This is a genomic window from Amycolatopsis sp. Hca4 (assembly GCF_013364075.1).
Taxonomy (GTDB): domain Bacteria; phylum Actinomycetota; class Actinomycetes; order Mycobacteriales; family Pseudonocardiaceae; genus Amycolatopsis.
Genome location: NZ_CP054925.1, coordinates 5,535,509 through 5,549,760 on the forward strand (window position 1 = coordinate 5,535,509; position 14,252 = coordinate 5,549,760).

The following is a 14,252-nucleotide window of genomic DNA, read 5'->3' on the forward strand; positions in this document are numbered from 1 at the left end:
TTCTTCCTCCACGATTCGTTCGCCATCGGCGGTCAGCTCGTCTGCCCGAGGGCCCGTTGCACGAGACCGGAGATGTCCAGTGCGTCGATCAGTTCTGCGTCGCCGGCAGCCGGTCCGGGGACCTCCGGCTCCGGACCGGCTTCGGCGTCGGCCAGGCCGAGCAGGGTGTCCAGGACGCCCGCTTCCTTGAACCGGGCGAACGGCACGGCCGCGAGCACCCGCCGGAGGTCGTCCTCGCGCCCGTCCAGGCCGTCGTCGGCTTCCCGGAGCAGCTCGACGCGCAGGTAGCCGACCAGCGCCTCCGGGGTGGGGTAGTCGAAGATCAGCGTCGCGGGCAGCTTCAGCCCGGTGGCCGCGTGCAGGCTGTTGCGGAGGTTGACCGCGGCCAGGGAGTCGAAGCCGACCTCCTGGAACGCCTGCCGCGGGCCGATGGCCTCGGCACCGCTGTGGCCGAGCACCGTCGAGGCGTGCCCGCGGACCAGCTTCAGCAGGATGCGGTTCTGCTCGGCGTCCGGGACCGCCCGCAGCGAATCCGCGAGCGACGCCGCGGTGTCGCCGTCGGCACCGTCGTCCTGCGCGGCCTGGAGGATCGCCTTCGCTTCGGGCAGGTCGGCGAACAGCGGGCTGGGCCGGACCGACGTGAACGCGGGGATGAAGGCGGCCCAGTCCATGTCGGCCACCGCCACGGCCTTTTCGTTGCCGGCGACGGCCTGCACCATCGCGGTGACGGCCAGCGGCGGCGCCATCGGGAGCACACCGCGGCGGCGCAGCTGGGCGAGGGCGGCTTCGTCCATGCCGATGCCGATCTCGTCCAGGGCACCCCAGGCGATCGACGTCGCCTTCAGGCCGCGGGCCCGGCGCCATTCGACCAGGGCGTCGAGGACGGCGTTGGCCGCACCCGCCGGGCCCTGGCCGCCGCCGCCCCAGATGCCCGCGATCGAGGAGAACACGACGAAGGCGTCGAGCGGGGTGTCCTCGAACAGCTGGTCCAGCCACACCGCGGTGGTCACCTTGGCGCCGAACACCTCGTCGAGGTCGGCCCGCCCGGTGTCGTCGACGGAGCTGGTCTGGGCGATGTCGGCCGCGTGCACCACGGCGGTCACCTCGGCCTCGGCCACCAGCCGCGCGATCGCGTCCCGGTCGGTGCCGTCGCAGAACTCGACGGTGGTGCCGAACCCGGCGAGCTCGGCCCGCAGGTCCTCGGCGCCCTCGTGGCCAGTGACGATGAGCCGCTCGGCGCCCGCCTGCGCCAGCCAGACCGAGGCGTGCCTGCCGAGCCCTTCGGCGCCGCCGGTCACCAGGACCGTGCCCCGCGGTTCCCACTTGCCCGAAGCGGACTCCGGCACCGGCTTGCGGACCAGCCGCCTGCGGTAGCCGCCCGACCGCCGGACCGCGAGCTGGTCTTCCCCGCCCGCGCCGTTGAGCACGCCGAGCAGGGCCTGGGCCGTGCGCGCGTCGATCGCGGCCGGCAGGTCGATCAGGCCGCCCCACCGGTCGAGGCGTTCCAGTGCGACGGCGCGGCCGAGGCCCCAGACCGCCGCCTGTGCGGGTGCGGTGACGGCGTCCTGGATGCCGATGTTCACCGCGCCGGAGGTGAGGCACCACAGCGGCGCGGCGACGCCTCTGTCGCCCAGCGCCTGGACCAGCGCGAGCGTCGACGCGGTGATCTCGGTCGCGTCCGCGGGCCCGCCGTCGAGCGCGAGCAGGGACAGCACGCCGGTGAGGTCGTGCTCGGCCAGGACACCCCGCACCCGCTCGGCGAGCTGCTCCCGCGCGGTTCCGCCGACCTCCAGCCGGACGAGGTCGAGGCCCTGGGCGGCCAGCTCGTCCAGGAGCGCGCCGGAGGTGCCGGCCGGGACGACGGCCAGCCAGCGCCCACCGGGCACGCCGGTGGCTTCGCGTTCGAGGGGCTGCCAGGTGACCTGGTAGCGCAGTTTCTCCGCGGTCGAGCGCTCCCGGCGCCGGTCCCGCCACTCGGCGAGCACCGGCACGACGGTGCTGAGCGCGCCGCGCTGTTCCGGCACCAGGTCGAGCAGCTCGGCCAGGCTGTCCACATCGGACTGCTCGATCGCGGTCCAGAACTCGCCGTCCGCGCCTCCGCCCGCCTCGGTCCCGGTGGTTTCGGCTTCGTGGAGCCAGAAGTGGCGCCGGTCGAAGGCGTAGGTCGGCAGGTCGACCCGGCCGGCCGTGGGCAGCGCCGCGGTCCAGTCCACGGCCACGCCGCGGACGTGGAGCTCGGCCGCCGAGGTCAGCAGGCGCCGGAGCCCGCCGTCGTCACGGCGGAGGGTTCCGCTCACCACGGCGTCGTCGCCGAGTTCGCTGAGTGGCTGGACCAGCACCGGGTGGGCGCTGATCTCGACGAACACCGTGTGCCCCGGCCCGGCCAGCTCGGCCGCCGACGGGCCGAACCGCACCTGCTGCCGCAGGTTCCGGTACCAGTAGCCGCCGTCGACGACGGCGTCTTCGAGCCACGCGCCGAGAACGGTGGAGTAGAACGGGATCGCCGGTTCCTGCGGGCTGAGCCCGGCCAGGGTCCGGTCCAGGGTGCCGGCGATGGCTTCGACGTGCCGGGTGTGCGAGGCGTAGTCCACCGCGACCCGCCGCACGCGGACGCCGTCGCCGGACAGCGCTTCGAGGGCCTGGTCGAGCGCCTCGGCGTCGCCCGCGATCACGACCGAAGACGGGCTGTTGACCGCGGCCACTTCGACCCGGTCCGCCCACGGCACCAGCCGCGCGAGGGCGTCTTCCTCGCTCAGCGCGACCGACGCCATCCCGCCGCGCCCGGCCAGTTCGGCGGCGATCGCCTGGCTGCGCAACGCGACCACCTTCGCCGCGTCGTCCAGTGACAACGCTCCGGAGACGCAGGCCGCGGCGATCTCGCCCTGGGAGTGGCCCAGCACCGCGTCCGGGACCACGCCGAGGGAGGTCCACACGGCGGCGAGGCCGACCATCATCGCGAAGCTGGCCGGCTGCACCACGTCGACGCGGTCCAGCAGGTCGGCGTCGCCGCGCAGCACGTCGAGCAGCGACCAGTCGGTCCACGGCTCCAGCGCGGAGGCGCATTCCTTGATCCGCTCGGCGAACACCGGCGAGGTGTCCAGGAGCTCCCGGCCCATGCCGGTCCACTGCGAACCCTGGCCGGGGAACACCCAGACGACCTTGCCCGGCTTGCCCGCCGTCCCGGTCACCACGCCGGGCGCGTTCTCGCCGCGGGCCAGTGCCTGCAGGCCGTCCTTGGCCTCGTCGCGGGAGCCCGCGATGACGACCGCGCGCTCGTTCAGCGTGGCGCGGCTCGAAACCAGGGTCCCGGCCACGCCCGCCGGCGAGACGTCGCCGTCGAGGAACGCCGCCAGCCGGCCGGCCTGCCCGGCGAGCGAGCCGGTGCTGCGCGCGGAAACCACCAGCGGCAGCACGGAAGCCGTCTCGTCCACCGGGGGTTCTTCGGCGGGGCCTTCCTCGATGATCAGGTGCGCGTTCGTGCCGCTGGCGCCGAAGGAGGACACACCCGCGCGGCGCGGACGGCCGGTGCGCGGCCACTCCCGTGCCTCGGCGAGGACCTCGATCGCGCCCGCGGACCAGTCGACCTGGCTCGTGCGCTCGTCGGCGTGCAGGGTCGCAGGCATGACGCCGTGGCGCATGGCCATGACCATCTTGATCACGCCGACCACCCCGGCGGCGGCCTGCGTGTGCCCGATGTTCGACTTCAGCGAGCCGAGCCACAGCGGCGTTTCGCGGTCCTGCCCGTAGGTGGCCAGCAGCGCCTGGACCTCGATCGGGTCGCCCAGCGCCGTGCCGGTCCCGTGCCCCTCCACGACGTCCACATCGGACGGTGCGAGCCCGGCACTGGCCAGTGCGCCGAGGATCACCCGCTGCTGTGAAGGTCCGTTCGGGGCCGTGAGGCCGTTGGACGCGCCGTCCTGGTTCACCGCGCTGCCCCGCAGGACGGCGAGCACGCGGTGGCCCCGCTCCTGCGCCACCGACAGCCGTTCGAGGACGACCACCCCGACGCCCTCGGCCCAGCCCGTGCCGTCCGCGCCCTCCGCGTACGCCTTGCACCGGCCGTCGGCGGACAGGCCGCGCTGGCGGGAGAACTCGAGGAAGGCGTCCGGGCTGGCCATCACGGTCGCGCCGCCGGCCAGTGCCATCGAGCACTCGCCCTGGCGCAGCGCCTGCGCCGCCAGGTGGATGGCCACCAGCGACGACGAGCACGCGGTGTCCACCGTGACCGCCGGCCCCTCGAAGCCGAAGGTGTAGGCCACCCGGCCGGACGCCACGCTCGAAGCGGTGCCGGTCATCGTGTAGCCCTGGACGTCTTCGGGCACTTCGCGCAGCCGGGTCACGTAGTCGTGGTGGACGATCCCGGTGAAGACGCCGACGTCGGACCCGCGCGCGGACAGCGGGTCGACGCCCGCGCGTTCCAGTGCCTCCCACGACGTCTCCAGCAGCAGCCGCTGCTGCGGGTCCATGGCCAGCGCTTCGCGCGGCGAGATCCCGAAGAGCCCGGCGTCGAACTGGGCCGCGTCGTGCAGGAAGCCGCCCGAGCGGGTGTAGCTCGTGCCGGCGTGGGCCGGGTCCGGGTGGTAGAGGCCGTCGAGGTCCCAGCCGCGGTCGACCGGGAAGCCGGAGATCGCGTCCCGCCCTTCGGCGACGAGCCGCCACAGCTCCTCGGGGCTGTCCGCACCGCCGGGCAGCCGGGTGCTCATGCCGACGATCGCGATCGGCTCGTCGGAGACGTCCCGGGCCACCACGACCGGCGCCGCGGGGCGTTCGCCGTCGAGTTCGGCCTTCAGGTGGTCCGCGAGGACGGCCGGGTTCGGGTAGTCGAAGATCAGCGTGCTGGGCAGCTCGACCCCGGTGAAGTCACGCAGGCGGTTGCGCAGCTTGATCGCGCTGAGCGAGTCGAACCCGTGGTCCTTGAAGGACCGGTCGAGGTCGAACGCGTTCGCGTCCCGGTGCCGAGCACGACCGCGGCGCTCTCCCGGACCAGCTCCAGCACGTCTTCGACCGAGCGGGCCGCGACCGGTTCCGCCGGGGGCGGAGTCACGTCGGCGTCGTCGGTGCCGACCCAGAAGCGCTGGTGCTGGAACGCGTAGGTGGGCAGCACGGTCCCGACCGCCGCACCCGGCTCGCCGAGCAGCGCCGTCCAGTCCACGGCCACGCCGCGGACGTGCAGTTCGGCGAGCGCGGTCAGCACGTCGGGGGCCTCGGCGCCGTTCTTGCGCAGGGTGGCGACGCAGCTCTGCTCCGAGCCACCGAGCGTGCCGAGCGCCATCGCGGCCAGTGCTCCACCCGGGCCGAGCTCCAGGAACGTCGACGCGCCCTGGGCCTTCAGCTCGGTGACCGCGTCGCTGAACCGCACGGCGTTGCGCACCTGATCGACCCAGTAGCCCGGGCTGTCGAGCGGCGCGATTTCCCCGGTCAGCGTCGAGACGACGGGCAGCACACCGGCCCGGTAGGTCAGGCGCTCCGCGACCGCGCGGAACTCGTCGAGCATCGGTTCCATGAGCGGCGAGTGGAAGGCGTGGCTGACGGTCAGCCGCTTCGTCTTGCGGCCGCGCTCCGCCAGCTCGGCGGCGACGGCCAGCACGGCGTCCTCGGCGCCCGAGAGCACGATCGCGTCCGGGCCGTTGATCGCGGCGACGCAGACGGCGTCGCCGAGCAGCGGCGCGACCTCGTCCTCGGTCGCCTGGACGGCGACCATCGCGCCACCCGCGGGCAGTACCTGCATCAGCCGGCCGCGCGCGGCGACCAGCTCGCCCGCCTCGGCCAGGTCCAGCACACCGGAGACGTGCGCGGCGGCGAGTTCGCCGATCGAGTGGCCGGCGAGGAGGTCCGGCCGCACGCCCCAGGACTCGAAGAGCCGGAACAGCGCGGTCTCCACGGCGAACAGCGCGCCCTGGGTGTACATCGTCCGGTCCAGCTCGGCGCCGTCGCCGAAGACGACCTCGCGCAGCGGACGTCCGCCCAGGTGCGCGTCCACCGCGGCGCACGCGGCCTCGAAGGCGTCGCGGAAGACGGGGAACGTCTCGGCGAGCTCGCGGCCCATCCCGGCCCACTGGCTGCCCTGACCGGTGAAGAGGACGGCCAGCTTGCCGTCGACCGGCGTCCCGGTCACCACACCCGGGCCGAAGGCGGCGAGGTCGCCGCGGAGCCGGTCCCGGCCGGAGGCCAGGACGACGGCCCGGTGGTCGAGCCGGGCGCGGGTGGTGGCGAGCGCGTGGGCGACGTCGACGACCCGGACGTCGGGCCGCTCGCCGAGGAACCCGGCGAGCCGCTCGGCCTGGCCACGCAGCGCGGCCGCCGTCTTCGCCGAGAGGACCACCGGCACGAGGAACGCTTCCGGCTCCGGCTTCGCCGCGGTGACCGGCTCGGGGACTTCTTCGAGGACGACGTGCGCGTTGGTGCCGCCGATGCCGAAGGAGGACACCCCGGCCCGGCGCGGACGGCCGTCAGCGGGCCACTCGCGGGCTTCGGTGAGCAGTTCCACCGCCCCCGCCGTCCAGTCCACGTGGGACGACGGCCGGTCGACGTGCAGCGTCCTGGGCAGGACGCCGTGGCGCATGGCCATCACCATCTTGATCACGCCGGCGACCCCGGCCGCGGCCTGCGTGTGCCCGAGGTTCGACTTCACCGACCCGAGCCACAGCGGCCGCTCGCGGTCCTGCCCGTAGGTGGCGAGCAGCGCCTCGGCCTCGATCGGGTCGCCGAGGGTGGTCCCGGTGCCGTGCGCCTCCACCGCGTCGACGTCCGAAGTGGACAGTCCGGCGGCGGCCAGCGCCTTGCGGATCACCCGCTGCTGGGACGGGCCGTTCGGGGCGGTCAGGCCGTTGGACGCGCCGTCGGAGTTGACCGCCGACCCGCGGACCACGGCCAGCACCTGGTGCCCGCGGCGGCGGGCCTCGGACAGCCGCTCCACCAGGAGCAGGCCGACCCCCTCGGACCAGCCGGTGCCGTCGGCGGCGTCGGCGAACGCCTTGCACCGGCCGTCGGGGGCCAGCCCGCGCTGCCGCGAGAACTCGACGAACGTCTCGACCGTGCCCATCACCATCACGCCGCCCGCGAGGGCCAGCGAGCACTCGCCGCGCTGCAGCGCCTGCACCGCCATGTGCAGCGCCACCAGCGAAGACGAGCAGGCGGTGTCGACCGTGACGGCCGGGCCTTCGACGCCGTAGTGGTAGGCGACGCGGCCGGAGAGGACGCTCGCCGAGCCGCCGGTGAGCCGGAAGCCCTCGACACCGGCGGCGTGGTGCATCCGCACGCTGTAGTCGTGGCTGTTGACGCCGGCGAACACGCCGATGTCCTGCCCGGCCAGGGTGGCCGGGTCGATCGCGGCCCGCTCGAACAGCTCCCAGGACGTCTCCAGCAGCAGCCGCTGCTGCGGGTCCATGGCGAGCGCCTCGTTCGGTGAAATGCCAAAGAAGGCGGCGTCGAACCCGGCGGCGTCGTCGAGGAAGGCGCCGTGCCGGACGTACGTGGTGCCTTCGTGGTCGGGGTCTTCGTGGTAGAGCCGGTCGGTGTCCCAGCCGCGGTCGGCGGGGAACTCGGTGACGGCGTCGACGCCGTCGGCGACCAGCCGCCAGAGGTCCTCGGGGCTGTGCACGCCACCGGGGAACCGGCAGGCCATCGCGACGATCGCGATCGGCTCGTCCACCGCGGCGGTGCCGATCTCGGCCCGGCGGGGTGCGGCTTCGCCGAAGAGCTTGGTGCGCAGGTGGTCCGCGAGCGCCGGGGGCTTCGGGTAGTCGAAGATCATCGCCGGGGACAGGGTGAGCCCGGTCGCGGCGGCGAGGCGGTTGCGCAGTTCGACCGCGGTCAGCGAGTCGAAGCCGGCGTCCTTGAACGTCCGTCCGGAGTGGACGGAGGTGGCATCGGCGTGGCCGAGCACCTCGGCGGCGTGCCGGCGGACCAGGTCGAGCAGGGCTGCGGTCCGCTCGGCGTCGCCCAGCCCGGCGAGCCGCTCGGTCAGCGACGCCGTCTTGGCCGCCGTCCGGCGCGGCAGCGGGGCCAGGCCGCGCAGCAGCGGCGGGACCGGGCCGCCGGACTTCGCCGTCGCCCGCAACGCCGCCACGTCGAACTTGGCCGCCACCAGCGCGCCCCCGGTGCCGATGGCCGCGTCCAGCAGCACCATGCCCTCGTCGGCGGGCAGGCCGGACATGCCGACCCGCTGGTTGCGCCGCAGGTCGGCGGCACCCAGGTGCTCGGTCATCCCGCTGACCGCCGCCCAGTAGCCCCAGGCGATGGACACCGACGGCAGGCCGCGGCGGTTCCGCTCGCGGGCCAGCGCGTCCAGTTCGGCGTTGGCCGCCGCGTACCCGGCCTGGCCGGGGTTGCCCAGCACGCCCGCGGCCGAGGAGAACAGCACGAACGCGGCGAGGTCGGCGTCCCGGGTGAGCTCGTCGAGGAGCCGGGCGGCGTCGGCCTTCGGCCGGCGCGCGGTGGCGAGCCGGTCCGGGGTCAGCTCGGTGACGACGCCGTCGGCCAGCACCCCGGCGGTGTGGATCACGGCGGTGAGCGGGTGCTCGGCCGGGATCGCCGCCAGCACGGCTTCGAGCTGCGCCCGGTCCGCCACGTCACACGCGGCGATGGTCACGGACGCGCCGAGCGCGGTCAGTTCGTCGTGGAGTTCGGGAGCCTCGCCGCGGCGGCTGACCAGCACGAGGTGCCGGGCGCCGTGCGCGGTGACGAGGTGCCGGGCGGTCAGCGCGCCGAGCGTGCCGGTGCCGCCGGTGACCAGGACGGTCCCCTCGGGATCGAGCGGCCGCGCGTCCCGCTCGGGAGTCACCCGGGCCAGCCGCGGCACCGAAGCCACGCCGTCGCGCACCCGGACCTGGGGTTCGCCGCTCGCCACCACGGCGGGCAGCGCGGAGCGGTCGTCGAGGTCGGCGAGCACGATGCGGCCCGGGTGCTCGGACTGCGCCGAGCGCACCAGGCCCCAGATCGCGGCCGCGCCGGGTTCGTCACCGTCCCCGGTGAGCACGGCCAGCCGGGTGTCCGCGGGACCCGCCAGGAAGGACTGGAGCTCGGCCAGCGTCTCCTCGGCCGACGTGGCCTCGTACGTCACGAAGCCGGTCTCACCGGCGGCGGGCAGCGGGATTTCCGGCCACTCGACGCGGAACAGCGAGTCAGTGGTCTGCGGTCCGGCGGCGGACGACGTGCCCCGCACGGACTCGACGGTCAGCACGGGCTGCCCGGTGGGGTCGGCCAGCCGCAGCCCGGTCGCCGTCGGCGTGCACGTGACGGTGGTGGCCCCGGCGGCCAGCAGGGACACCCCGGTCCAGACGGACGGGACCAGGTCGTCGCCGACGACCGTGCGGACGGCGGCGTCCAGCAGGGCGGGGTGGATGCCGTACCGGTCCGCGTCGCGCAGGCCGGCCACGGTGACGTCGATGGCGTCTCCCGCCGCCGCCGGGCCTTCCGCCTCGGCGGCGACGGGAGCAAGCGTGCCGTGGGCGTGCCGCGTCCACGGTTCGTCGGCCTCGCGCGAGAAGACCTCGATCGGCCGCTGTCCCTGTTCGCCGGGCTCGCCGACGATCAGCTGGACGTCCCGGCCACCGCGCCGCGGCAGCACCACGGGCACGTCGACGGTCAGATCGGCGAGGAACGGGGTGGTGGCGAGGTCGCCGAGCCGGATGGCCGCCTCGACCAGCACCGCGTTCGGGAGCAGGCCGTCGGTCGCCCAGGGGTGCGCCCGCCGCGTCCACCGGGCCACGGCCGTGAGGCGGCCGGAACCGGGCGTGCTGACGACCGTGCCCAGGAGCGGGTCGCCCGCCGACGCCGGTTCGGCCTGCTCGAGCCAGTAGTGCCGGTGGTCGAAGGCGTAGGTCGGCAGGTCGGCCCAGCCGGCGGCGGGGACGACCGCGGTCCAGTCGACGTCGATGCCGCGGACGAACAGTTCGCCCATCGAGCTCAGGAACCGGCGCAGGCCACCGTCTTCACGCCGCAACGTCCCGATCGCGTCCCCGGTGAGCTCACTCAAGGGCTGGACCGTCACCGGGTGCGCGCTGACCTCGACGAACACCGTGTGGCCCTGCTCGATCAGCGCTGCCGCGGCCGCGCCGAACCGGACCTGGTTGCGCAGGTTGCGGTACCAGTAGCCGCCGTCCAGGACGCCGGCGTCGCGGATCCACTCGCTCGTGACGGTGGAGTGGAACGGCACGGCCGGGGCCTGCGCGGTGATCCCGGCGAGGGTCTCGGCCAAGGTGTCGCGGATGTCTTCGACGTGCCGGGTGTGGGACGCGTAGTCCACCGCCACCCGCCGCACGCGGATTCCCTCGCCCGACAACGCTTCCAGCGTCCGGTCGAGGGCGCCGGCGTCACCCGCGATGACGACCGAGGAAGGCCCGTTGACGGCGGCGACCTCGACCCCGTCCGCCAGCTTCGGGGCCACCTCGTCCTCGCCCAAGGCGACCGACGCCATCCCGCCGCGGCCGGAGAGCTCCGCCGCGATGGCCTGGCTGCGCAGGGCCACCACCTTCGCCGCGTCGGCCAGCGACAGCGCGCCCGACACGCAGGCGGCCGCGATCTCGCCCTGCGAGTGCCCGACGACGGCGTCCGGGCGCACCCCGACGGACTCCCAGACGGCGGCCAGCCCGACCATCACCGCGAAGCACGCGGGCTGCAGCACGTCGACCCGGTCCAGCTCGCCCTCGCCCCGCAGGACGTCGAGCAGCGACCAGTCGATCCACGGCTCCAGCGCGGCCGCGCACTCCGCGATCCGTTCGGCGAACACCGGGGACGCGTCCAGCAGTTCCCGGCCCATCCCGGCCCACTGCGTCCCCTGCCCCGGGAACACCCACACGAGCTTGCCCGGCGTCCCGGCACCGGCCGGGTCCAGCGCTCGCAGCCCGGCCACGGCTTCCGCCCGCGAACCGGCCACGACGACCGCGCGCTCGTCCAGCACCGCACGACGGGACACCAGCGCGGAGGCCACCTCGGTCAGCGAGACGTCCCCTTCCAGCAGGGCCGCCAGCCGCTCGGCCTGCCCGGACAGCGCCTCCTTGCTGCGCGCCGACACCACCAGCGGCACCACCAGGGCCTCCGGGGTGGCGACCGGCTCTTCGGCGGGAGCCTCTTCGATGATCAAGTGCGCGTTGGTCCCGCTGACGCCGAACGAGGAGACCCCGGCCCGGCGCGGCCGGTCGCCGCGCGGCCAGTCCCGGCTCTCGGTCAGCAGCTCGACGGCACCGGCGGACCAGTCCACCTCGAGAGTCGGTTTGTCGACGTGCAGCGTCGGCGGCAGGACCTCGTGCCGCAGCGCCTGCACCATCTTGATGACCCCGGCGACCCCGGCCGCCGCCTGCGCGTGGCCGATGTTCGACTTCAGCGAGCCGAGCCACAGCGGCTGCGCCCGCTCCTGCCCGTAGGTCGCCAGCAGGGCCTGCGCCTCGATCGGGTCGCCAAGGGTGGTCCCGGTGCCGTGCGCCTCGACGGCGTCCACATCGGACGGTGCCAGCCCGGCCGCGGCCAGCGCGCGGCGGATGACCCGCTGCTGCGAGAGGCCGTTCGGCGCGGTGAGCCCGTTGGACGCGCCGTCCTGGTTGACGGCACTGCCGCGCACGACCGCCAGCACCCGGTGGCCGCGCTCGCGGGCCACCGAGAGCCGCTCCAGCACGACCACGCCGACGCCCTCGGACCAGCCGGTCCCGTCGGCCGCCGAAGCGAACGCCTTGCACCGCCCGTCGGGCGCCAGCGCGCGCTGCCGGGAGAACTCGACGAACGAGCCGGGCGTGGCCATCACGGTGACCCCGCCGGCGAGCGCCATCGAGCACTCGCCCTGCCGCAGCGCCTGCGCCGCCAGGTGCATCGCGACCAGCGAAGACGAGCACGCCGTGTCCACGGTGACCGCCGGGCCCTCCAAGCCCAGCACGTACGAGACGCGGCCCGAGGCCACGCTCGCCGCGACGCCGGTCGTGACGAATCCTTCGAGCTCGGGCTCGGCCGCGCCGGCCCCGTAACCCTGGCCCATCAGGCCGGAGAACACGCCGGTGTCGGTGCCCTGCAACGCGGTGGGGTCGACCCCGGCGTTCTCCAGTGCTTCCCAGGACGTCTCCAGCAGCAGCCGCTGCTGCGGGTCCATCGCGACCGCCTCGCGCGGCGAGATCCCGAAGAAGCCCGCGTCGAACTGCCCGGCGTCGTGCAGGAACCCGCCCTGGCCGACGTACGACGTCCCGGCGCGTTCCCGGTCCGGGTCGATCAGGCCGTCGAGGTCCCAGCCGCGGTCGTCCGGGAAGTCCGAAACGGCGTCGACGCGCTCGGCGACCAGCCGCCACAGGTCTTCCGGGGAAGCCACGCCACCGGGCAGCCGGCAGGCCATCCCGACGATGGCGATCGGCTCGTCCGGGTCGGCGGCCGCCACCGGCTCGGCGACGGCCTGCGTGAGCCCGAGCAGTTCCGCGCGGACGCGGGCAGCGAGCGCCGCGGGTGTCGGGTGGTCGAAGACGGCGCTGGCCGGCAGCCACAACCCGGTGTGCTCGGTCAGCCGGTTGCGCAGCTCGACGATGGCCAGCGAGGTGAACCCGAGGTCGCGGAACGCGCGCCCGGCCGGGACGGCCTGGCCCAGGACGTCGGCCGCCTGGATGCGGACGAGGTCTTCGAGGAGTTCGCCCTGCGCCCGCTCGTCCATTCCGGACAGTCGCGCGCGCAGCTCCGCGGCGACCGCCTCGTCGGCGTGCCGGGACTCCTCCTCGTGCTCGGCCGCGGCGTACCGCAGCTCGCCGGGCTCGTCGGCCAGCAGGCCCCGCCGGACCTTGCCGGACGCCGTCCGCGGGATGCGGGCGACCTCGACGATCCGTTCCGGCACCTTGTAGGCGGACAGCTGTTCGCGGCACCGCTCGATCAGCGCGCCCGCGTCGAACCCGGACGGCCCGGGGATCACGTACGCGACCGGCACTTCGCCGAGGGACTCGTGCGGCACGCCGCCGACCGCCACGTCGGCGACCCCGTCGGCCGTCCGCAGGACCGCCTCGACCTCGCCGGGGTGGATGTTCGCCCCGCCCCGGATGACGAGCTCCTTGATCCGGCCGCAAATGGTGAAGTAGCCGTCGTCGTCGCGGCGGGCCAGGTCGCCGGTGCGGAACCAGCCGTCGGCCATCGCCGCGGCGGTCGCCTCCGGATCGTTGTGGTAGCCGAGCATGACGTTCGGTCCCTTGACCCAGACCTCGCCCTCCTGGCCGGCGGGCCGCTCGAGGCCGGTGTCCGGGTCGACGACCCGCACGCCGACACCCGGCACGGGCCGCCCGCACGAGCCGTCGACCCGGGCCCCGTCCGGCGGGTTCATCGTGATCGCCCCGCAGGTTTCGGTGCTGCCGTAGGCGTCGATCAGCGGCACGCCGAAGGTCTCTTCGAACTCGCTCCGCAGCCCGGCGCCGAGGACCGCGCCCCCGGCCAGGCCGATCCGCAGGCTCGGAGCGGTGAACCCGGTCTGCCGGGCGGCCCGCACCAGGTGGTGGTGGGTGGTCGGCACGCCGGCCAGGAACGTCGAGTCCTCGGCCCGCAGCACCCGCATGACGTCGTCGGCCGAACCGCCGTCCACGATCCGGACGGTCGCGCCGACCACGGTCGCCGAGAGCACGCAGGCGATGTGGGAGAGGCTGTGGAACAGCGGCAGCGGCCAGAGCACCCGGTCGGCGTCCGACAGCCCGGGGAACGGCACGTAGCAGGAAGCGACGGACCACAGGCAGTTGCGCTGGGTCGACACGACGCCCTTGGGCCGCCCGGTCGTGCCCGACGTGTAGAACATCCAGGCCGGTTCGTCGAGGCCGAGGTCGTCCGCCGCGGGCTCGGCCGGTTCGGTGCCGGCGAGCTCGTCGTACGAATGCGCGCCGGCCGGGACGTCCGCACCGGTCACCAGCAGCCGGACGTGCGGCGCGAACCGCAGCCGGGCCGCCTGCACGGCGTCGGTGATGACGACGGTGGCGCCGCTGTCGGCCAGCGGGTGCTCGAGCTCGGCCGTCGCCGCACCCGGGTTGAGCGGCACGCCGACACCGCCCGCCCGCAGGACCGCGTAGTAACTCTCCACAGTGGACACCCGGTTGCCGAGGCAGATCGCCACCCGGTCCCCGTGCCGGAGGCCGAGGACGGCCAGGTGCCCGGCCAGCCTGCGGGTCCGCGCTTCGAGCTCGCCGTAGCTCACCGCCCGGTGGTCGTCGGCGAAGGCCTGCTTGTCCGCGAAACGGGTCGCGTTCTCCAGGAGTGCGACGTGAAGTGGCTTGATGAGATCGGTGCGCACTGTGCCGCAGATCCTTTCGGGTGTT

At 74.7% G+C, this 14,252-nt stretch carries 1 pseudogene; it reads right to left on the reverse strand.

Features of this window, described 5'->3' with window-relative positions:
• Positions 1–32 precede the first annotated feature (32 nt).
• Positions 33–14,227 (reverse strand): annotated as a pseudogene (locus HUT10_RS52275) (type I polyketide synthase).
• Between the last annotated feature and the right edge of the window lie 25 nt (positions 14,228–14,252).